General features: G+C 42.0%; 22 protein-coding genes. 4 read left to right on the forward strand and 18 right to left on the reverse strand.

The genetic code is table 11. The features are described 5' to 3' along the window. Positions 1-81: 81 nt before the first annotated feature. The 15 genes from IGI94_RS11135 to IGI94_RS11205 form a co-directional block, all read right to left on the reverse strand. Positions 82-921, reverse strand: a complete 840-nt coding sequence (locus IGI94_RS11135) for a PRD domain-containing protein (RefSeq protein ID WP_438899763.1) — start codon at positions 919-921, stop codon at positions 82-84. Position 922: 1 nt separating this feature from the next. Then, positions 923-1,360 (reverse strand): MarR family winged helix-turn-helix transcriptional regulator, encoded by a 438-nt coding sequence (locus IGI94_RS11140; protein ID WP_438899764.1) that lies wholly within the window; start codon positions 1,358-1,360, stop codon positions 923-925. Positions 1,361-1,500: 140 nt separating this feature from the next. Continuing rightward, positions 1,501-2,526: an alpha/beta hydrolase gene (locus IGI94_RS11145; RefSeq protein ID WP_438899765.1), complete on the reverse strand. Its 1,026-nt coding sequence runs from the start codon at positions 2,524-2,526 to the stop codon at positions 1,501-1,503. A 1-nt stretch (position 2,527) separates the two neighbouring features. Beyond that, the gene (locus IGI94_RS11150; RefSeq protein ID WP_438899766.1) at positions 2,528-3,721 is read right to left on the reverse strand and encodes an MFS transporter; all 1,194 of its coding nucleotides are present in this window, start codon (positions 3,719-3,721) and stop codon (positions 2,528-2,530) included. A 91-nt stretch (positions 3,722-3,812) separates the two neighbouring features. Next, a complete protein-coding gene (locus tag IGI94_RS11155; RefSeq protein ID WP_438899767.1) occupies positions 3,813-4,658 on the reverse strand; it encodes an AraC family transcriptional regulator in 846 nt (281 codons plus the stop codon). A 396-nt stretch (positions 4,659-5,054) separates the two neighbouring features. Then, entirely contained in the window at positions 5,055-5,918 is an 864-nt protein-coding gene (locus IGI94_RS11160) for a formylglycine-generating enzyme family protein (RefSeq protein ID WP_438899768.1), read from the reverse strand. Positions 5,919-5,933: 15 nt separating this feature from the next. Next, complete coding sequence (locus tag IGI94_RS11165) at positions 5,934-6,710, reverse strand: sulfite exporter TauE/SafE family protein (RefSeq protein ID WP_016613609.1); 777 nt, start codon at positions 6,708-6,710, stop codon at positions 5,934-5,936. Further along, positions 6,707-7,819, reverse strand: coding sequence for an SPASM domain-containing protein (locus tag IGI94_RS11170; RefSeq protein WP_438899769.1), 1,113 nt, complete (start codon positions 7,817-7,819; stop codon positions 6,707-6,709). Before IGI94_RS11170 ends, IGI94_RS11165 begins: the two co-directional genes overlap by 4 nt. 30 nt (positions 7,820-7,849) lie before the next feature. Continuing rightward, positions 7,850-9,337, reverse strand: a complete 1,488-nt coding sequence (locus tag IGI94_RS11175; RefSeq protein WP_438899770.1) for a sulfatase-like hydrolase/transferase — start codon at positions 9,335-9,337, stop codon at positions 7,850-7,852. 13 nt (positions 9,338-9,350) lie between these two features. Then, entirely contained in the window at positions 9,351-11,285 is a 1,935-nt protein-coding gene (locus tag IGI94_RS11180; RefSeq protein WP_438899988.1) for a beta-glucoside-specific PTS transporter subunit IIABC, read from the reverse strand. A gap of 110 nt (positions 11,286-11,395) precedes the next feature. Beyond that, positions 11,396-12,217: a PRD domain-containing protein gene (locus IGI94_RS11185; protein WP_086294844.1), complete on the reverse strand. Its 822-nt coding sequence runs from the start codon at positions 12,215-12,217 to the stop codon at positions 11,396-11,398. Between the two features lie 215 nt (positions 12,218-12,432). Next, a complete protein-coding gene (locus IGI94_RS11190; protein WP_438899771.1) occupies positions 12,433-13,743 on the reverse strand; it encodes a DUF438 domain-containing protein in 1,311 nt (436 codons plus the stop codon). Beyond that, positions 13,740-13,973, reverse strand: a complete 234-nt coding sequence (locus IGI94_RS11195) for a DUF1858 domain-containing protein (protein WP_438899772.1) — start codon at positions 13,971-13,973, stop codon at positions 13,740-13,742. The genes IGI94_RS11190 and IGI94_RS11195 overlap by 4 nt, the downstream gene beginning before the upstream one ends. A gap of 113 nt (positions 13,974-14,086) precedes the next feature. Beyond that, positions 14,087-14,821, reverse strand: a complete 735-nt coding sequence (locus IGI94_RS11200; protein WP_438899773.1) for an ABC transporter permease — start codon at positions 14,819-14,821, stop codon at positions 14,087-14,089. Further along, positions 14,818-15,537 (reverse strand): ABC transporter ATP-binding protein, encoded by a 720-nt coding sequence (locus IGI94_RS11205; RefSeq protein WP_438899774.1) that lies wholly within the window; start codon positions 15,535-15,537, stop codon positions 14,818-14,820. The genes IGI94_RS11200 and IGI94_RS11205 overlap by 4 nt, the downstream gene beginning before the upstream one ends. A gap of 96 nt (positions 15,538-15,633) precedes the next feature. Between IGI94_RS11205 and IGI94_RS11210 the strand changes: the two genes are divergently transcribed. From IGI94_RS11210 to IGI94_RS11220, 3 genes are read left to right on the forward strand one after another with little or no spacing between them, the layout of a single operon-like run. Further along, complete coding sequence (locus IGI94_RS11210; RefSeq protein ID WP_181154902.1) at positions 15,634-16,386, forward strand: polysaccharide deacetylase family protein; 753 nt, start codon at positions 15,634-15,636, stop codon at positions 16,384-16,386. After that, positions 16,383-17,360 carry an ABC transporter substrate-binding protein gene (locus tag IGI94_RS11215; RefSeq protein ID WP_438899775.1) on the forward strand — a complete coding sequence of 326 codons (978 nt, stop codon included), beginning with the start codon at positions 16,383-16,385 and terminating at the stop codon, positions 17,358-17,360. Before IGI94_RS11210 ends, IGI94_RS11215 begins: the two co-directional genes overlap by 4 nt. Positions 17,361-17,410: 50 nt before the next feature. Continuing rightward, positions 17,411-17,815, forward strand: coding sequence for an arsenic metallochaperone ArsD family protein (locus IGI94_RS11220; protein WP_438899989.1), 405 nt, complete (start codon positions 17,411-17,413; stop codon positions 17,813-17,815). A 56-nt stretch (positions 17,816-17,871) separates the two neighbouring features. On the opposite strand, the gene IGI94_RS11225 is transcribed toward IGI94_RS11220, so the two are convergent. Both IGI94_RS11225 and IGI94_RS11230 read right to left on the reverse strand, forming a co-directional pair. Further along, positions 17,872-19,134 (reverse strand): PTS sugar transporter subunit IIC, encoded by a 1,263-nt coding sequence (locus tag IGI94_RS11225; RefSeq protein WP_438899776.1) that lies wholly within the window; start codon positions 19,132-19,134, stop codon positions 17,872-17,874. 109 nt (positions 19,135-19,243) lie between these two features. Next, the gene (locus IGI94_RS11230; RefSeq protein WP_086316407.1) at positions 19,244-19,900 is read right to left on the reverse strand and encodes a YczE/YyaS/YitT family protein; all 657 of its coding nucleotides are present in this window, start codon (positions 19,898-19,900) and stop codon (positions 19,244-19,246) included. Positions 19,901-19,992: 92 nt separating this feature from the next. Between IGI94_RS11230 and IGI94_RS11235 the strand changes: the two genes are divergently transcribed. Further along, positions 19,993-20,664 carry a cyclic nucleotide-binding domain-containing protein gene (locus tag IGI94_RS11235; RefSeq protein WP_438899777.1) on the forward strand — a complete coding sequence of 224 codons (672 nt, stop codon included), beginning with the start codon at positions 19,993-19,995 and terminating at the stop codon, positions 20,662-20,664. 122 nt (positions 20,665-20,786) lie between these two features. Here IGI94_RS11235 and IGI94_RS11240 read toward each other — a convergent pair whose 3' ends face one another. Then, positions 20,787-22,229, reverse strand: a complete 1,443-nt coding sequence (locus IGI94_RS11240) for a glycoside hydrolase family 32 protein (RefSeq protein ID WP_438899778.1) — start codon at positions 22,227-22,229, stop codon at positions 20,787-20,789. Positions 22,230-22,252: the final 23 nt, after the last annotated feature.

Raw genomic sequence — 22,252 nt, forward strand, 5'->3', positions numbered from 1 at the left:
ATTTTTTAAAAATAAAAGGCCAAATAAAACCATACTTCAATGAGTATGATTCTACTTGGCCTTGCCCTTTCGGTTACAATCCTATCTAGAAAATATTCTATTCAAATGTATGCTTAAAAAAACTTTTTCATCATTTGTCATTTTAAATTCGTATTGTTCTGCTAGATATTGATCAATTTTTTTTAAACATTGATTAATTTCTTCACTAAAGAGTTCTTGCTTTGAAATCCAATTTAAATCAACTTGGTTCAGACTTTCTTCATTCAAGACTCTTTTTCCAAAAAACTGAATATGCACTACAAATCGATTATAATTTAATGAATTCATATCTATTTTTACTTTAAATTCCTTCTCAACTATCGAAAGAATATCATTTACAAACAATTGGAGTTTTCGGTTTCGATCAAACTTTTCTTGGTTCCACTCACTATTGATGAAATGCATCGCAATGAATGCTGCTTCATTGTCATCTAATTCAATCGCTTCATTATAGTTAATTATCTCAACAGCTTTTTGAGCAACTTCGAACTCCTTGTGATACATTTTTCTAATATCGAATAGAAGTGAGTTGGATAGTTGAATATTTTGCTTATAACGCTTTATAGCAAAGCTAATATGATCAGCTAAAGAAATATATAAATCATCATCAAAATTAGTGTGCAATGTTTGCTCCGCCATCTCCACAATTTGATTTACCAATGTTATATGATGACTAGGCACCTCTCTCAATAGACTAAACAGCTTATCGGTTTGAAGGTGTAACGAAAACTTTTTTTCAATCTTATCATTATCAATTGGTTCTTCGATTTTCTTATTAAATGCCAGTCCTTTTCCTAATAAAACATATTCTTCATTGTTTTCATCACAAACTAAAACAGCATTATTATTAAAAAGCCTCTTAACAAAATAAGTATGCTCCATATCATGTTCCCTCTGAATTAGAAAGTAGTCTTTCCAACAATAAAATTAGCGTATCTACCTCACTCTCAGTGAAATCTTCGGTTACTTTTTGATCCATTGATTCAAGATAGACATGCTGAAGCTTAAGCAAATCCTTAACTTCCTTGTTGTCACTGATAGATACATTTGTTTGCCTTCTATCACTGACACCTTTTATTTTATCAACAAAGGTCTTTTCTTCCAGCCTTGAAACAATCCCAGAAACAGTTGCATAGGAAACATTTAAGTATGTTTGAATTTCTGCAACTGTCGCCATTTTATTCGTCTTTCCATCCAAATACTCCAGAATATCCATTTGACTACCAGTTACATTGTATTGTCTAAAAAAATTATTGCGGTTACTCTCAAAAGCACCATGAAGTTGTTTGATGGTAAAACCTAATTTGTATCCATTATTCATTGTAAAACTTCCCTCGGGATAATTTATTTAGCGTGCTAAATTAATTATAAAACGGTTTCATTGTTTTGTCAACAACTTATTGATTGAGACATGAACACATAAACAATCAATTCTGTCAGTTTTCTTCATATCTAATCTTATTAGCTATCTGTTAATAAAAACTCAATTCCATCATCAATTCCTTCTTCTGCTTGCATAAAGCAACCTATTTTATCCATAAATGCATGAATCATTCCATTATAGATGACATATTCAGTTGAGACACCACAATCTTCTAAGTGCTTGATGAAAGCTTCAACTTGTAATCGCAAAGGATCATATTCTCCAATAATAATTTTTAGTGGGGGTAATAACGCTACTTCATCTTTGGAGGCAAAAATTGGCGAAAGCAAAGAATGATGTCTATTTATATCACCACCATACCATTCATCTATAATCGTATCTTGTTGAGCGAATTTTTTAATATAGGATTTAACTATCTTAGCCTCTTCTTGATTACTAAAGAAATACTGATCCGTATCCCAAAAGGCTCCTTGCCCAGCAGTTGTAATATCAACTACAGGATAATATGCCAAAGTCTTCTTGATATAACTTGATTTAAAATGTGCACAATCCAATAATGATACACAGATAGATAAGTTTCCACCAGCAGAATCTCCAGAAACAAATAATTTCTCAGAATCAATAAATTCTTGAGCTGCGTGAATCGCAAAATATTCAACTACGTTATAACAGTCGAGAAGTCCAGCTGGATACGGATTTTCTGGGCTCAACCGATATCCTACTGATATTACTGAAACATCACCCTTATCAGCAAAAGTACGACATATTTGTTCTACGTTCTGGATTGATCCTCCGAAAAAACCTCCTCCATGAAAAAAAATAATTGCAGGTATATTTTTCATCAGTAAACTTTTTTTTCTATAAGTCTTGATTGGAACATGCCCTTTTACAATTCGATCTTCAATCACAAGCTCATGTTTGCAAATATCTTTAGCTGGCCACCCCATTCCATCTCTCAGTTGAATAAGTGTTGGCTCTTTACTTTCTTGATTATCTTTCTGATCATTCTTTCTGCCAGATGTTAATTCTTTAAGAGCATTTGGGTCAACAATGCCTGGTTTATCGCTTTTTTTAAAAAAATTCTTTTCTATAAATGCCTTCATTCTATATTTCCTCCCTAACGTTTGTCCTTTTATTTTTTAATGACAATTCCAGCGTGAAATGAACTGCACTACAAATTATTAAAATTAATCCAGCTGTAATAAAAGAAAACGACACAGTATTATTATTAAAAATAGCACCAATAGTTGAGAAAATATATGGATTTAAGAAGCAACCTAAATTAATCCCAATCAATAAGCACGTAGATGCAGTATTTTGAGAAGCGGAGTTACTGACCCTGGCTGTGTCACTAAACACAGAAGGATTTAAAAATCCTTGGAACACACCAGCTAAAGCGGCAATGATACCTGATAGTATGATATTCGCAGAAAAGCTTAGCAAAATGATCATCCCCCCTAAGAGAGCAACTACCAAAGGCCCCGTAAATTCTTTAAATATTGAACGAACTGATCCGAAAGTAATACCGCTTACGAAGCCACATATTGTCATTATGGCTAAAATAATACTAGCTTGCGCCCCCGTTGCGTAACCAATCTCCACAAATTGACTTGCAAGTTTATAAATTATTGTCATAAACGCTGCGTACACAAAAAACATATATATAGCATAAAAAACGACTTTTCCATTTATTCTTATACTCTTTGATGAAGCTTTTTCTTTTTTTATCTCGCCTTCTGATTCATTGGTCCTATTTGGGATGACCAATCCAAACAGCATAATTGGAATGATAGCAATCAAGTATGTCAAAAAACTCAATCGCCAATTAACACTCATTAGAAATCCTGCGATTAAGCTAAACAATGTGCTGCCTAAAGCAGATACAGCGCCTTGATAACCAATGAGCTTATCTCTTTCAGCCCCATCATAATGCGTACTAATTAATGAATATGCTAAAGAATTAAACAGGCCAATTCCACATCCAAGCATAAATCTAGATATTAATAAAACTGGAAAATTTAAAGTGAAAAATGGAATCACACCAGATAATAAGGAAATTATTAACCCTGCTATGACCGTTGCTTTATCACCAATAAAACGATTGACAAAAGGAGCTAGAAAAACAAAAAGTAGTATCCCAAAATTAGGTACGGACATTAGCATTTCAATGGAAGGCTGTGCCACTTCCGGTAATGCTTTTGCTAAATAAGGAACTGTTCCAGATACTGCCGGTGCCGCCATACAAAGTAAGGAAATTGATAAGATCGATATTTTGAATAGTATTTTTTTTCTGTCCATAGTTAACCTCCTAAATCATCAGGTAAGCGCTTCCTGTTAATCTAAGAATAACTGATTATAATAAAAAATAAATGCTATTATCCGTTTACTTTTAGGGCACATCTTGACCTTTGTAATATTTTGCAGTATGACCATAAATTTTTTTCAGACTTCTATTTAGTGCCTTGGTATCAGCAAACCCATTTCTTTCAGCAACTATTTCAATTGTTTCTTTTTTGCTTCTCAAATCTTCAATCGCATGATTGCATCTGACTATCTCAATATAGTTGAACACCGACATGCCTATTCTTTTTTTTATGTACCTCGCGAAATAACTTTCCGATAGATAAAATGTTGCTGCTATTTCCGCAAGTGTTATCCTTTCTGTATAATTCTCATGTAGATATGTCAATATTTCATATATCTTTTCCTCATTTATATCTAATTGACTTTCTTTTTTTTCGGAAAAGTGTTCTGCAAATATCAGCAATATTTCCAAAATACTAGTCACGATTTTCACTTTTAATAACTGATCCGACTCTAGCTTAGCTAATTGAGCTAGATGTTCAAATAACTTTCTCAATTTATAATAAACCACTTTATCTGGTACAAGATTACTATTAATTTTTCTCTTGGTTACATGATAGCCTTTCATTTGTGGAAAATATTTATCAATAAATGTATTTGGGATAATCACCGTTAATATACCATCATCAAAATCCTCCTCATGAAAGTTTTGAACGCCGTGAACTTCAAATGGATTAACAAACAAAATATCCCCTGGAAGTGTCTTAAAAGTTTCACCTTCAATAAAAAATTGATCAATTGAACCTTTTATAGTGTAATTCAACTCTATTTCTGAATGCCAATGTCTTAGGATATTTTTTTCTACACCGCCTTGAAGTATTAGTATAGCTGGTTTTTCATCATCTTCAAAGAACATTTCTGGTTCGTACATATTATTCCCCCTCTTCCATTCTAACTATCACCACTACTCTATCATAGCACTTTTAGATAACAAAATTTTCCTGCTTCTTCGATGGAACATGAAGTCCATCAAAACTAATTTTATTTACTTTAAATGCTACCTGAAAATTTTATTACGTTAACCAAACATGATTTTCAATAATTCATAAATGATGTTGCTTAGAAATACAGTTTTTTTTGCCAATCATGTGACTGGGGCAAAAGCCCTTATTCTCCTTTGAAAGTTGAGATCAACTATGAACATGTTGAAGTAAAAATAACTGTAGGCCAGTTAGATAATTTGGTTAGACATAGGAATGAGCAGATTTTTTATCTTATTGTATAAATAGATGATATGAACCATACATAAATTTTCGCTTTTATCGATTTATTGATCCAAGTCTTTGACACACCGAAACCCTAAATTATTGGCTGCCGACATCCCAGAATTACCATTTCTAGCGGCAATTCGGTATCGTTTGCAATAGGATTCATGGCACAAAAATGAACCGCCGCGAGTCGCATACATTTGATCATCTTGTGTTTGATTCATTATCCAAAAGGTTTGTCCCGTCTGTTGTTGAAACTGCGTCAACGGGATGCGGGCAGGATTGACGCACCATTCCCAGACGTTGCCGATCACTTGATACAGACCAAAGCCGTTGGGCTCATACCATTTCGCTGGCGCTGTATTGGCAAAGCCATCTGCTCGCGTGTTGCTTTTTGGAAACTCTCCTTGCCAAATATTGCAATGATAGGTATTTTCTGCCAAAAATTCCCTTCCCCAAGGATATTTTTCAAAACTTGTCCCGCCTTTTGCAGCGATCTCCCACTCTGCTTCTGTCGGGAGGCGTTTTTTTGCCCATTGGCAATAGGCGATCGCATCGTTGCGAGACACCTGAACCACTGGGTGATCCATCCGCTGGGCAATCGTTGAATCAGGTCCTTCAGGATGACGCCAATCTGCGCCGCTAACCGCGTACCACCAAGCCATATTCGGTACCTTTTGACTGCGGTGTTTCGTTTGCTCACTTAAAAAATAGTGAAAAACGAACGACCAGCCAAAACGCTCGGCTTCTGTGACATATCCTGTTGCTTCCTCAAAAACTTGGAAAGCTTGGTTCGTTACTGTCGTGGCATCAATGGCAAATGCTGGGCTGTCGAGGCTGATTTGCGGTCCCTCAAGATCCCCGGCAAAGCCGTCCATCGTATTCGTGCCAATTCGGTAAGTTCCTGCTGGAATCGTGGGCATCTGCTTGCCTCCTTTTTACAATAATTGATAGCCATTGTACAGATTGATCAGTAACACCAGCACGATCACGGTTTGGAATACCAGTGTCACTCGCTGTGGTGACAGGACGTTGCTGGCCTTGGCGCCTAATAGTCCCCCCACGATCGCGGCTGGAATAACAAACCACAAAATTTGCAGATCATACGCACCAAAACCTGTCGAAAAAGCGATCGTCAAAATTTTTGCCAGCTGCGAGAAAAAAATCGTACAAATTGAATAAATCGTCGCCTCTTTGATCGGCATGGCAAACAGCAACATCAATAAAGAAACATTGATGGGTCCGCCGCCGATCCCCAGCAAACTGGCTAGAAAACCGAGAATCAAGCCACAAGCTGCATACCAGCCGACTTTTTCCAACGCAAACCCGCGCCAGTTATATTTTGTATACAAAAAAGCGAACAATAGTGTCAGCACGGTCACAAGGATTTGGATCAGCTGAACCATCTTGTCGTCTCGAAAAACCAGCAATAGCTGTTCAAAGGCAACATTGCCTAAAACACCGCCTAACACAGCACCACCAGAAACCCACAAGGCAATCGACCAATTGATTTTCCGTCCACTGGCTAATTGTCTAGCTGTCGAAACGATAGACATCGTGAAGACAGCTGTCGCCGAGTAAAAAGAGATCGCAGCAACAGAATGGGCGCCGATAAAATCGAAAATCGGTTTGATCAGCACGCCGCCCCCCATGCCGGAAACTGCCCCTACGGTATTTGCTAAGACGATCACGAGAAAATAAATCAGTCCGATCATTGTCTCACCCCTTGCAACAGCCCCAATATCTCATTGATTCTGGGTGTGAAGTCTTTTAACAGCTCCTGATAGCCGCAAAACCCCTCACTATCCACGTACATTGCATCTTTCATTCGTTTACAGCCTCCTCGGCACATTTTTTGGAAAGGACATTGCGTACACTTCGAAGGCATGTCTTTTTTCTGGCACAAAAACTGCTGCGAACAGTCTTGAGAAAACAATTCCCGCAACGTTTGCTCTTGGATATAGCCCATGCGAAACTCATCTAATACATAGAAGTCACAAGGATAGACACTGCCGTCGGCTTCGATCACATACTGCACTTGGCAGTTGCCTAGAATCCCACAGGCAGTTACTTGCTGCCGCACCAATAGATTTAGTAAATCATCGAACAGCTTAATACTTAGGTAGCGCCCTTGTGTCAATTCCTGCAGCCAAAACGCCAACAGCTGCTGATAAAAGTGCGCAAAGCTTCTTGGTGTCAAGGCATAGTCGTTCGTTGACGTGGCATCCAAATCAGCCAAACAAGGAATGAACTGCGCAAAGGCAATCTGCTCTTCCTTGAGAAAATCAAACACACGCTGGGCTTCCTTTGCTAATGGATTTGTCAACACGCACAAGACATTGTACTCGATCTGATAGGCGTCCAATAATCGCTTGGTCTGCAAAACCCGCGCAAAGGTCCCCCGCCCTTTGGCGTCTAATCGATGCCGATCGTGAGCAAGCGGATGCCCATCGATCGACAGCCCGACTAAAAAGCGATGCTCTTTCAAAAAACGACACCATTTATCATTGATCACCATGCCGTTGGTCTGGATCGCATAGTGTACTGTCACTCGCTTTTTTTGCGCCGCAACATAAGTCGTTAGTTTTCTAAAATAACTCAGCCCTGCCATCGTCGGCTCTCCGCCTTGAAATGCCAACGTCAAATGATCGCCAGCTTCTAAGTCTGCATAGATGTTTGCAATCATCTTTTCCATTACATCCTCTTTCATTTTGCCAAAGGAACGCACTTCGCGCAAGGAACTGACGTTGGCATAAAAGCAATAGGTGCAGCGCAGATTGCAAAGAGAGGATGCTGGCTTGATCAATACGGAGATGTGTTTCATGTGGAGGCCTCGATTCTTTTTTTTACTTTTTTAGCGTTTGTCGCGTTTCATCGGAACAAAATCAGTCGTTTCCATATAAAAACGAGTAACGCGTTGTTTCATTTTCTCGACAATTTCGGTGTATTCTTTTTCTAGCGCCAAGTTTTTGATTTCCATTGGGTCTTTTTCCAAATCATATAATTCGTCATGCTCATAAAGACGCATCACATATTTATAGTTTCCCATCTTGCACATAACTGCTTTTGTATGTTCCGGACCTTCGCTATACTGTGTCGCAAGCCGCGGCCAATATGGAGATTTCGGTCCATGCCCCAGCTCCATCGCTTGTGTCTCGTCATGAATGCGTCCGCCTTCGCAAAAAACAGCATCTTTGTGCTCTTCGGCTCCTTTGATCACAGGAACCAATGACTTTCCAAATTGTGTATAGGAAAGATCGAACTCAGCCAGTTCGGCGATCGTTGCTGGTAAATCTAGCAGTTCCGCTTGTGCTTTGGTGATTCGCGGCACACTTTCAATCGTTTTAGCAGGTTTGATGACCAATGGGACATTCGTGATCGGCTCTTCAAAACAGTTTTGGACTTTTTCAGTGATCGTGTAGTCACCAGTATAGTCTCCATGGTCACTGAAAACAATGAGGTTTGTTTCATCGTAAACCCCTGTTTCACGCAGCTTCTCTTTGATCATGCCCAGTTGATGATCAAAACGCGAAACCATTGCTAAATAGGTAGCTCGTAATTCATCAAAGCGCTCTTCTGTCCAACCGTTCAAATTCTGTTTCTCATTGATGCCATACAGCATTGAGGCTTTGTTAGGAATATCTTTGATATTCGGCCGACGTTTCGGCAGTTTCTGACGATCAATACTCGAATACCATGGATCTTCGCAAGCATAGGGTGGATGTGGGAATGAGATCGTACAATAAACGAAAAATGGTTTGTCTGTCTTTTCCTGACTGCGGCGTTCAAGATAGTCCAACGCCTTTTTCACACAATTCCAGTCCGTTTTGCCATAGCCCTCACTGTCTGGTAATTTTCCCATATAAAATGAATAATACGTATCTCCTGAAAGCATCTGGTCGTATAGCTGTTTACTGGCTTCGTTCATATCGGCGGAATGATTGACTTCACTGTTTTGTGCATCCCGAGTGTTTTCGTCTACCACACCGTCATAATATTCATCACAATAGTCTGTTTTTGGTTTATCTCCCGGAACCACATCATTTCTGCCGATCCAGATGACTTCATAGCCTTGATTCTTCATTTCTTTCAAAATATTGGGTTCATCTTCTCTTTGCAAATAGTGCATCGTTCGATGCCCATTGACATGTGGATAAAAACCCGTCAGAAAACTATTTCTAGAAGGCACACAGACGGGGTTTTGGCAGTAGGCATTTTCAAATGAAACCCCTTCTTCTGCCAGTTCATCAAAGTTAGGGGTGATTGATGCGGGATTCCCCATATGTGCGAGTGCGTCATTTCTCATCTGATCTGCTACGAATAAAAAGATATTTTTTTTCAACTTGTCTTTCCTCCTAACCGATGACCGTTAATAAGGTATCTTGTTTTTCAACATCTTGTTTGTCTGTTTCAACAATATCTAGGTAATCCGCCGTGTTTGAAATAATAATCGGTGTCACGATGGAATAGCCTTCTTTTTCCAATGCGTCTTTATCAAAACTCAAAAGTAATTGTCCCTTCGTTACTGAGTCTCCTTGGGCAACTGCTGGCTGGAAATACTGTCCTTTCAAATTCACTGTATCCATCCCTACATGAATCAGAACTTCAACGCCATCTGCGGTCGTGATTCCCACTGCATGATTTGTCGGAAAAAGTGTTGAAACGATTCCATCTGCTGGTGCGTAGACCTTTCCTTCTGACGGAATGACAGCTAATCCTTTCCCTAACAATCCGCTGGAAAACGCTTCGTCTTTTACTTCTTTTAGTGGGATGATCGTTCCTCTAACCGGTGTTGCCAAATCATAGAGAATAGTTTGTCCAAGTTCATGATTCAGTGTCGATGGCTCCACGTTTTTTTCCTGGGTGCCTTCACTAGCTGGTTCATCATCGCTTTTAGGATCATAGGCATAAAAGAACGTGATCAAAAATCCTAATGCAAAGGCAACGGCACTAGCTATGGCAAACCCGATAAAGCTATTATCAATGCCATTTTCTGGGTGAATAAATCGTGGTAAAGCGAAAATACCTGTCCCGCCGTTGATGTAGACTCTCGTTTTGAACAATCCCATGATTCCTCCGGCAATAGCGCCTGCGATGGAGGTAGTATAAAATGCTTTTTTCCTAGGTAAGGTTACCCCATACAGTGCCGGCTCCGTGATACCAAAGATAGCCGAAAGAAAAGCAGGGAAGGCGATTTCTTTTAATTTTTTGTTTCTAGTTTTCAAAAAGATTGCGAGGGTGACTCCCGCCATCGCCACGGGAGTTGCCAGACCAGCCATCATCACGACATCGTACCCTAGTGTGGCATAGTTGTTCAAAGCGATCGGCACAAAACCCCAATGCAGGCCAAACATAATGAAGACTTGCCAAAATCCCCCAATAACAATACCAGCGATAATCGGACTAAACTCGTAAGCAGCTGACAATGCTTGCCCTAATAGTAATCCTGCCCAAGTAGTAATCGGTCCAACGATTAGAAAGACTAATGGAACTGTGATTATCAAGGTCAGAAAAGAAACAAAGAAACTCCGCACTGCTCGTGGAATCAATAAAGAAAAGAAAGCTTCTAGTTTTGATGCCAAATAAGTAGCTGCAATAATCGGAATCACACTTGAAGTATAGCTCATCAATATAACAGGGATTCCAAGAAAAGTAATATAGATTGGAGATTCTAAGACAGAACCTGCAAATAAGGTATACATCGCTTCGCTTCCGCCATTTGCTGCTATGATCGTCGGATAAACTAATGCTGCCCCGATCGCCATTCCGATAAAGGGTTTACCCCCAAATTTTTTCGAAGCAGTGTACCCTAGAAAGAGTGGGAAGAAATAAAACAATCCATCCCCTGTCGCATTTAAAATCAAATACGTTCCTGATGCTTTATCCAGCACTTCAAATGTTGTCAATAAAGCAAGTAACCCTTTGATCATCCCTGCTGCCATCAAGACATTGATGATCGGCGTAAAAATACCAGCGACAATATCGATAAACCGATTTAGAATCCCTTTGGGTTCTTCCTCTTGCCCAGAAGTTTCTTCCGTATTCATATCGATCATGTCCGTAAATTCTTTGTAAACTTCTGCTACGTGATTTCCGATAACTACTTGATATTGTCCCCCACTTTGGACGACGGTGACAACCCCCGGCAAGTTTTTGATCGTTTGGGTCTGGGCTTTTGATTCATCTTTAAGTTTAAACCGAAGACGGGTAATACAATGCGTCAACCCAGCAATGTTTTCTTTTCCGCCGATATTCTTTAAAATTTGTTCATTCAATTCTTGGTATTGCATATCGTTCATTCCTTTCTCTACTATCAACCAATGAAAAAGGCAAGACCAAACAACACTACATTTCTTGTAGCCTTGTCAAGTCTTGCCTGCTTTACCAGTAACACCTTGAATTATTGATCGATCAATTTTTGTACATGAAGCGTTAAGTACAATTGTTCATCGTCATATAATGTTTTATTTAAATATTCGCCAATCAAACGGGTGGTTTCATAGGCTTTAGGATATTTATCGATCACATGAACTAATAGGGGATTCCCCACGCCTTCAACGATTTCCTTGTTTTCAATCCGTTTAAAAAAGAATCTCAAATGGGTGACGAAGCGATCGAAAGCTAAACTATTCTCATCAATGTGCACACGATTGTGAATACGAATAAGTGAAATAATGTCTTTGATTTTTTGTGTCAGCAATTCGATATCTTCCATCTTCTCTGAATCGTCATTGATTTGCGCATTAATAAAATGCATGGCGATATTACTGATCTCTGCCTCATTTAGGGAGAATTGCGTTTTGCTTTCGATCAACCGAACCGCATGCTCTCCTACTGCATACTCGTTGGGATAGAAACGCTTGATTTCCCAGGTCAAGCGATTGTTGATGCTGATCCCTTCTTCTTTCAAGCGAATCAAATTATAGATATGATCCGTCAAAGAGATGTAAATGGAATCACTTAATTGGTAGGAAATGACTTGCTTTCCATAACGGATAATATCATCCGCAAGAGATGCATATTGGATTGGAATGTTCTCTAGCAATTCTATCAAACGATCAGAGGATTTCTTATGAAGCACAAACACTTTTTCAATTTTTGATTCATCGGCGGTTTGTCCTGGTTTCATTTTGAAGCCAAGGCCGGTACCGATCCAGATAAAATCTTTGCCATCTTGTCCGACCAAAACTGCATTGTTGTTTAAGATTTTTTTGATCTTCAAGACGCTTCTCACCTCCTTAAAATGAAAAAAGGCGATACCTTAATACATGTGTAGGATCCATACACACGTAAAAAGGTATAGCCTGCATTATCAGTAACTACCCATTTGATTGCCTTTACTATACTATTTTTCTAGAAACGTTGCAAGCGTTTTATTGATTTTTCTTTTTTTCGCTTCGTTTTGAATAGACGCAGATCAGCCTTTCTCCAAACTGTTCACTGATCCAGCAAACGGCTTTGCCCTTCGATTTTTTGGATCTCCGTAATGTCTTGCGTGACTTCTAGACAACCTAAATAGATACCTGCTTCGTTTTTTAATGCAAAATAGCGAATATAGATTTTACGGCCTCGCATATCGATCCAAAATTCAGCAGTCTCCCGTGTGCCCGCTCGAAAATCATCCAAAATCTGCTGCACGAGATGCATGCTTTTCGGTGGATGGCAGTTGACGACTTCACGGTCTAAAACCGAATTCGTTCGTGGAAAGACGCGACTCTTGCCTTCTGAATAAAAGCGCACCCGCTCTTCACTATCTACAAAGGTCAAGTCCACTGGCAACGTTTGAAAAATCGCCACCAATTGTTCAAATTGCAAATTACCAGTAGGCAATGAGAGGGCCGGCTGTTCAGCAATTTGCGGCGAATTTTCCGTGTCTATGACTTGAAATTCATCGAATCCTAAACCGGCTGCGATGCCGGCGGTTGTTTCTTGGGCTTGTTTGATCGCCGCTTGCCTTGCGGGTTCTGCCGCCTGTTCCTTTTCAAGAGCTTCTTGGCTCGGTTTCCAAGGAAGCGGTTCTGGAATAAAGGCAAAGCCGATGTCTAAACTGTCAGCCGCAATTTGTTCCCAATCTTTAAGACTGAAGACATCCAGCGTCATTGGCACCATGATTTCTTCTTTGAAAATCATCTCTTCGATTTCGTTTTTGACCGCTTCCCATTGGACAGCAATCGGATTATAGGCAGTTTTTTCGGAAGCCAAAAGCTCATTGAGCGCTTTGATCATGACCCGAATATTATCATCAACACCCCACATCACTTTTGGCGGTGCAGTGATGCCGTACTTCTCCATGTAAGAAAAAATCAACGTTTCTTTTCGCGCATAGTGTTTGTCGATCTGCATTAAATCATTGCAGGCAGCTTGTAGACGCTTTTTAGGCGTCCAATCACCGGTTTTGATTTTGGCTAAGAGGCTGTCGATCTCATCGGTCAACAGGGATTGCAGGACTTGGTTCTCCAATTTCAGGGTATGAACAGGATGGCCTGGTTGCCCATATTCTTCATTGGAGTGATGGATCTCATTGATCGATCCTTTAAAAACAGCAGCATGAATATTGCACAAACGCTGAATCTCAGAAGGGTCCAACCCCGTTTGGATCAAAGCTTTTTCAGCAGCAGTGATCTCCGTCACATCCACACCATCAAATTCTTCGTTAAACAAGCGTTTAGCTTCTTCAAAGGAACCGCCTTGGTGAAGCAAACTCAGTATTTCGACGATCCGTTCTTGTCTTTGACTGTTAGTCTTCATTTCGTCGCTCCTTTCACAAGAAACCCTTGTTTTTCGAAAGCGAGACAAACCATTTCCAAGGGGATCTTCTTCATCTGAGCACCTTTGGGTATCGTCATATAACGTCCAGCAGTTTGTAGCATCCCTGGTTGATTGATCGCCGTAAACCCTAGTTGACTCATGATTTCTAGTATTTCAGGATATTGTGCCACAAGTTCATAGAGCGTTTTTGACAGATCGATTTCTTTCATAGTAAGGTCTTCCTTTCAGTGAGAATGATTCTCAATAAGATATCCTTAGTATAAATCATTTTGTTCAAAAATACACGAACTCCCGCAAACATTCATCAATCGATTATTTTTTTCTAAGATTGCCGGTAACGGCAAACCACTCTTTCCAACCAATCGATACTGGCAAAAAGCAGATAGCCCATCAAAGCAATCAGAAGGATCCCGGAAAGCATTTGCGGGTAGTCCATTTTTGACCACGCACTTAAGATCAGATAGCCGACACCATACGTCGTGTTGTAGTTTTCGGCAAAAAAGAGGGAAGCCAACGCAATCCCGATACTGACCCGCACACTGGCAAAAAGTGCGGGCATGAGTGCGGGCAAAATAACGAAGCGCAAGACATGGCGCCATTGATTGGTATAATTTTTCATGACCTGAAAGTAAGCAGACGGGATCTTTGTGACTGCATCACGAATCGAGACGATCACTTGAATGACGATTACCGCAAAAATCAAGAGAACTTTTGAGAGATTGCCTAAGCCAAAGAAAATCATAAAGACGGGTAAAAACGCAACTTTAGGAATCGGATATAAAAAGTAAAGCAGTGGACCAAGCAGCCGATCCACTCTTTGGGATCGCCCAATCAAGATTCCTAACGGCACCCCGACTAGCAACGCCCCACTCAACGCCGCAAATACCCGCAGCAAACTGGCACCTGCGTGGATCAGCAAGACTTCTCGCAATGCCCAAAAACGTTCAGCTGTTTCTAAAGGATTAGGCAGTGAGCGAGTGTTGGTCACCCAGCTTACGCCCCACCAAACCACGACAAACGAACAGAAGCCCCAAGCAAAAGATTTGATGGGTTTCATTGCCTCGCCTCCCTCATTTGTTCTTTCAACTGCAAGACGACTTCATAAAAAGCCAACGAGTCTCGTTCCAGCTGGCTGCCGTAAAATGGATTACTGATCGGCGTAACGTCCTGATCTTTTAGCAACAAAATCGTCTGCCCCAAAAACACTGCCTCTTCTGGATCGTGGGTCACCACGATTAAGCTGTTTTGTCTACGCTGCTGTTGAGCAGCGATCATGGCTTGTGCGTTTGCTTTGGTTTCTTGATCTAGCGAAGCAGTCGGCTCATCCAATAATAAAACATCGGGCTGTGTGATCAGTCCCCGCCCCATGGCGGTCCGTTGTTTTTGACCGCCACTAAGCTGATGCGGATAGCGGTCCTGCACCTGCGTCAATCCCAACTCAGCAATACAGCTGGTGACCCGTTTTTTACGGCGCTCACTAGGGATTTGGTTGATAAGCAGCGGCATTTCCAGTGCTTGGTAGACTGTTTGCCAAGGAAACAAATGCAGTTCTTGGAAAACGACCTCGATGTTATCAGGGGAACAGCCTTGGTAAGTGATCGTGCCCGATTGCGGTCGCTGCAACCCTTTGATCAAGGATAAAAGCGTGCTTTTGCCAATCCCCGATTCTCCCAGCAGCACATAAGTCGCGCCTTGTTCAAAACAAAACGAAAGGTTTTTAAAAATGGCGGTATCTCCATAGGTAAAGGAAACGGAATCGAATAGAATACTCATCAGAGAATAAACTTCTTTCTTCAAATTATTTGTGTTGGTTTTCACATTTTGTGCTATACTATTTTTTGCGTGATTGACAAGAAAGGATGGTTTATGATGTTTCAGACCCTCGTATTTCATGAAATACGTCCCGAAGCAGAACTTTATGATCAGGTTCGCCCGATCAAAGTCGCAGACGGGTATCAAGATGCCTTGCCTCTGCCCTTATTCAATAGCACTTCTCATTTTAAACAACAAATCGACTTTTTGAAAGCAGAAAATTACCATACGTTGACCCTTGCAGAAGTCAAAGATTTTTATTTCCGGCAGCAGCCGCTACCAGAAAAATCCGTGTTGCTGACCTTTGACGACTGTTATCAATCAATGAAAGAATATGCCTACCCACTGTTGAAGGAAGCTGGTTTCAAGGCCACTGCCTTTGTCGTGACCGGCTGGCTTTTTGATGCCCCTCAGCCTTACGAACCAGAAGTTTCGCGGACATTGAGCAGTGCCGAATTAGCCGAAATGAGCGATGTCTTCGAATATGCCAATCATACCGCTCATTTTCACGAACGCAAGGACCAGCAAGGGCGGTCAATGTGGGAAACACCCGCAGCCTTTGCGCAAGACTTACGAAGCTGCAATCAGCACGTGGCCATCAAGGATGTTTTTGCCTATCCCTTTGGCTTTTATGATCAGCAGACGATCGCAACACTAGAAAAGGAAGGCTTTGTTCTGGCATTTACAACCAAACCTGGCATCAATACGACAAAAACCAAGCCAATGGAACTCCATCGGGCTGTCCTCCCGTTCTCACTACCAATGGCTGCTTTTGAACAACGATTTAGAAACGAGGAAATGAACCAATGAAAAAAACGATTTTAGCAAGTATCCTAGCACTATTCGCTGTCGGCGCTGCCGCCTGCGGCAACACTGGCGAAACAGCAAGTACCAGCAATTCCAGCACTAGCAGTACAGAAGCTGCGGTCACGGATCAAACATTGACGATCGGGGTGTTACCAGCAGAATCAGCGATTCCGATCATTCTAGCAAAAGAAGAAGGCTTTTTCGAAAAGCAAGGATTGACTGTGGAACTCAAATCCTTCACTTCCCCAAATGACCGCAATGTGGCAGTGCAGGCAGGCGAGTTGGATGGTACGATCAGCGATGTCATGACAGAAGCGACCTTCAAGCAAAACGGCATCGATATGACGATCACTTCTGATATTTTGGAAAACTTCAAGATTCTCGCTTCACCGAATTCAGGGATTACTGAGATGAAAGGGTTAGCGGATAAAAAAATCACCCTTGTACCGAATTTCATTTTAGAATACATCATGGATCAATTTGCACAAGAAAATGATTTTACTTATGACATCGTGGATATCGCTTCTTTTTCTGCCCGTTCCGAAGCATTGCTCAATGACCAAGTCGATGGCGCTGTTTACACGGAACCACAAGCCAGCATGTTGGCTGCCCAAGGGGCGATTGTTTTAGGCAGCTCTAAAGATGCTGGCATCAAAGGCGGGACGCTGCAATTTATGGACGAAGTCATCCAAAATCGACCGCAAGACCTAAAAGCATTCTACAGTGCTTACAACGAAGCCATCGATTACATGAATGCTCATTCAGCAAAAGACTATGCCGACATCTTGGCAGACTATCAATTTCCCGATGCTATGAGTACTTACTTAGACAGCCAGGAAGACTATCCGTATGCCCAGGCAGTGCCGCAAGAGCAATTCGACGCAATCATTGCTTGGACGAAAGACAAAGGACAAATCGACAAAGCATATTCCTACAACGAGTTGACCAATTTCGATTTTTTACCCGCTGACGAATAAGAAACAACAAAAAAGACGCAAATGCGTCTTTTTTGTCTTTTCACTTCTTTTTGACACTCTTTTTTGCTCGTGGCAAGAAATTCAGGTATACTTTTGACAAATCAGCTGCCATGAAAGGATTTGATTTAATGCCAACGATCGCTGTTTATGCCGACCAGAAAGAAGATACTTGGGAAGCACACTTGACTCACCAGTTAAAAATAAATGAAGAAAGGACCCAGGCTCATCAAACATTCCATAACGAACCTTTAACGATCGACGAATACTTCTTTACAGAAGATCCTGCCCCTTTTCATACGAATCAAGCCGTCAAGCAGCAATTAGCAAGCAATGGCCGCAGCTGTCTGCCACTCGTTTATGTCGACGATCAGCTATTTTGCCAAGGTCGCTTGCTAACGATCCGTGAATGGGAACAATTGACGAAATCTGGGATCACTGTGCAATTTGATGAGTAGCAGCCACTGTTTTCTTTGCCAGACAAAACAACGCACCACGTGCCAATCATAAGCGTTTAGTTCTCCCCCTTCGCGGCAACTGCGTCGGTAACGCCTTTTTCTTCTTCCGTTAAACTTCGTTCGCTGATTTTAAAGAATGGATAGTAGATCGCCACACTAATCAGTAAGGAAGCGATACTCCAAAGAACAGCAGGGATATTGCCGCCGGTTGCAAGGTAAGTATTGATAAAGGGCGGTGTGGTCCACGGTGGATTGAACATGATTCGCCCAATGACATTGGTGACCGACAAGAAATACGTTCCGACACATAATACAAGGGGTGTCAGGATGAAAGGAATCATCATAATAGGGTTCATCACGATCGGAAACCCAAAAAGGATTGGCTCATTGATACAAAAAATAGCAGAGGGCAAAGCCATCTTCCCTAGGGAACGATAGGCTTTTTTCTTTGAAACTAACATGTTGATGATCAGCCCCAGTGTTGAACCAGTGCCTCCATAGCACAAAAACATGATATAAAACCCGCCTGCAAAAATGTTCGGTAACGGTTCGCCTGCAGTGTAGGCTTCGGTATTGGCTGCTAATAAAGCTAGAAAAATCGGATCGCCGATACTCCCCATCACATTGCTGCCATGAATCCCTAAACACCAAAGCAACAAAATCAAAAAGGTATACAACAGCATCCCAGGCAATGAGTTTAGACCAACTGCCAGCGGTGAAAAGATGGCTTGCACGAATTGATTGACATTAAATTCCAACAAGACCCGAATCACCCAGGCACCAGTGATGATGGCAGCTCCGGGAAGCAAGACCGAAAAACTCTTGGCAACTGCGGGCGGCACTTCTGCTGGCATCCGAATCACTAAGCGGTGCTTGAGAAAAAAGCGATGGATCACTACTGTCGCAATCGCTGTAACGATTCCTGTAAACAGACCAGACGCCCCCAAAGAAGCTGGATCGATCGTCCATTCTTCCCCCGCCTGCAGCAGCAAAAACGCGCAGACTGCCAACACGACAGAACCGATCCGATCGATCTCATACGAAGCCGCCAAATAGTAGGCGATCCCGATACAAGCGGCCAGTCCCAAAATCCCAAATGTAAAATTGCTGGCGGCGCCTAGTTTGATGCCAAACTCCCCGACAAAATCGGTCCATCCGGGAAAAGGCAGATTGGCTAAAATCAAAAAGAGACTGCCGATAATCGTCAGCGGCATCGTAACGGCGACTCCGTTGCGCACGGCGACTAAAAACCGATTTTCACTGATCCTAACCAATTTTGGTGCAAAATTTTCCTGAAACCCTTCAATCAACCGATTCATCCTGTCTCCTCCTACTAAACATCTCGATTTTTTAATAAGAGTAGCATAAAAAACGCTTTCTGCATTTTTAAAACACTCGACGCCTTCCCGATTCCAAGAATACTGCTGGCTAACTGTTTCTTTGCCAAATGGGTAAAGCCCCTGCCAAATCACGTTCCTTCGACCAAGCGATGGCACCTGACAGCAAAAAGAAACTAATGACCGTCCCTTCCCTCACCGCTAGCGGTAAGCCCAAACTGATCGCTAGCAAGAGTGCCCCCGAAATACAGACTGCATCAACGCCATAACGGTACTGCTTAAATGTCCAACGACTGCGTTGCGCCAGCAAATGACACCAGTGCTCGATTGGAAATTTCAAGACCTGCAACCGTAGGACTTGTCCCGTCGCCGTTCCAGAAATCAAGATCCCACCGATCAAAGCAGCTAGTTGGCTCCAATAATTCGTCAAGTGCAGCGATGCCAAGAAGTAGTAAACAAAGCCATTGATCAAATAGCCGAAAGCCAGCAAAGCGAAAAACATAATCAAGTACTCACTGCCTTTTTGTTTGAGGGACGTCTGCCGCCGATCCAATAGCCAACAGGCAGCTAGAAAGCCCAAGTTGATGGCTGTTGTGATGGTGCCGACTTTGATTCCTGACATCGTTGCCAGCGTAACATTCAAGGCATTAAAACTACTGACCCCAACGCTTGCTTTAATGGTCAAGCTGATCCCGAATGCACTCAGCCCATAAAAAATCCCTGATCCTATCCATTGCTTTTTATTCATTTTTTCTCCCACACTTTCGTTTTTGCTTTTCTAAGTATGTGCTATACTGACTAAAAACAAATAGGAGATTTCTCCTAGTTTGGAGGAAAAAAGTGAAAAAAACCGCTTATGCCTTGGCAATAAAGCAGGTACCAATCAAAGAAAGCTGCCCCTTGCCGATTCCTGAAGAGATTTTACAACAAAGTGCCCTCTGGACCTTTGATCATCGAGAAGCGATCCAAAAAGAAACGATGCCGATGTCGGTCTTTTTTGTCCTATTGACTGGCAAAGCCAAGATCATTCAAACGCAAGAAAACGGCAAACGTGCCTTGCTGCAGTTTCTCCATCCTGGTGATTGCATTGGCGATCTCACGTTGATTGGCGCCGAAACAGTACCAAAAACCGTGGTTGCGATCGGTGAAACAACATGTCTGGGCATTCCTATGAAAGCAGCAGCCCACGGGCTCATGCAAGACCTGGCTTTCGTACAAACGCTAGGCAAAACTATCGGTGAAAAATTGCTGCTGCGTATGGATCATTTTTCCGTCAATCAAACCTATCCCTTAGCATGGCGCCTTGCCCAGCTACTGTTGGAAGCTTCGATCGATGAACTTTTTCAAGAAAAATTGACGGAGACCGCCGAATACTTAGGCGTGAGCTATCGCCATTTGACGTATACCTTAAAAGATTTCAAAACGCAAAAACTAGTCATAAAAACTGAAGACGGCTATCGGATCGATGCGCCTGCGCTGCAGACCTTTATCCAAAACCAACAAAAGCAGTAACAAGCAAATAACGACAGCAAAATAGTTGGTATGATACACCCCCTAAAAGCCAGAGAAAAAGCTGACTCTTGGGGGTGCAACAAGAAAAACCAACTGTTTGCTGTCGTTTTCGGATCGTTGCTTTATTTTTTCGCCAATGCCCAAGCATTGACAGTAACCGTGCCGGTTCCGCTGAGAGCGATCGCCTCGGTCCGTTTTGGATACACGCGAGAGGTCAAACAATATTGCCCGCCATTTAGGAAGATCTCAATCGAAGACGTATCGACAAAAATCTGCAGCTGCGTCAGTTCATCGACCTTGACACTGCGCTGTTTACGACCGTAGCCAGAAACGCCATGATGGATCGTGAAGACACCAGCTTCATAAGCCAAAGTCGTATCTTGCAAAAGTCCAAGCTGGAACTGCTGCAATGGGGCTTCCGCCGTAACTTGCAACTCATATGCCAATTCATCGAAAGACAAGTGCTGCGGTTTCTCTGAAAGCACAATTTTTTGGCTGACTTGCTTGTCTCGCAATTTTTGGAATTCTGGCAAAGGTTCTTGATACAACTGGTCATTTTTGACCGAAAGCTGTCTTGGCAGCGTTGCGGCATGCTGCCAGCCGCGAGGGGTCGTAGGATTGCTGTATTCAGGACTGGTATCCCCTAGCCCCATCCAGCCCCACAAGATCCGACGTTTCTGCTCATCTTCAAAGGTTTGCGGGGCATAGAAGTCAAACCCATAATCAAGTTCACGGAACGCAGAAGTTTCTTTAAACGTCAGGGTTTCCCAATCCACCTCACCGATCAGATACCCTGATTGATGAATATTTTGGTAGGCATGTTCTTTGGCTGCCAAGCCTTGCGGTGAGAAGACCAACACATCTTTGCCATCTAAATGGAAGTAGTCTGGGCATTCCCACATGTAGCCTAGAGCATAGTCCTCACCGAAAAAGATTCCTCGATAGGTCCATTCATTTAAATCCGTCGATTCATAAATCAAAATTTTGCCTTCGTTTTCCAACGTACGCGCGCCTAGCAGCATATAGTAGGTGTTTTCATGGGCAAAAACCTTTGGGTCACGAATATGATCGGTAAATCCTTCAGGGTAGTCCTCATGAGGAATCACGACTTCTTGCTTTTCGACGGTATAGCCGTCTTTGCTGATTACATGGACCGTGTTTTGTTCTCGTCCACTAAAGGTATAGTCATGATCACCAGGATGTTTGACATTCCCAGTATAGAAGAAATGGATCGCGTCATTCTCGATAAAGGCAGAGCCCGAGTAGACCCCGTCTTTGTCATAGTCGTGTTCGGGAGAAAGAAACAGCGCTTCTTCTTGAAACGTGACATAATCCGTCGACGTTTTGTGTCCCCAGTGAGGTGGTTCCCCGCCATGGGGCGTTTGCGGTACATATTGATGGTAAAAATGAACCACGCCTTTGAATTGGCAAAGACCATTCGGGTCGTTCATCCATCCTGTTTCTGGCATCAAATGATAGTTCAAGCGCCACGCATCAGCACTGATTTTTTCTGCTAATTCGTTTTGTGTTTGGGCAAGCTGTGCCCAGTATTCCTTCGTTAACAATGCGGTACCTCTTTTCTCTTGCC

It is taken from the genome of Enterococcus sp. AZ149, from assembly GCF_051714285.1.
Taxonomy (GTDB): Bacteria; Bacillota; Bacilli; order Lactobacillales; family Enterococcaceae; genus Enterococcus_D; species Enterococcus_D entomosocium.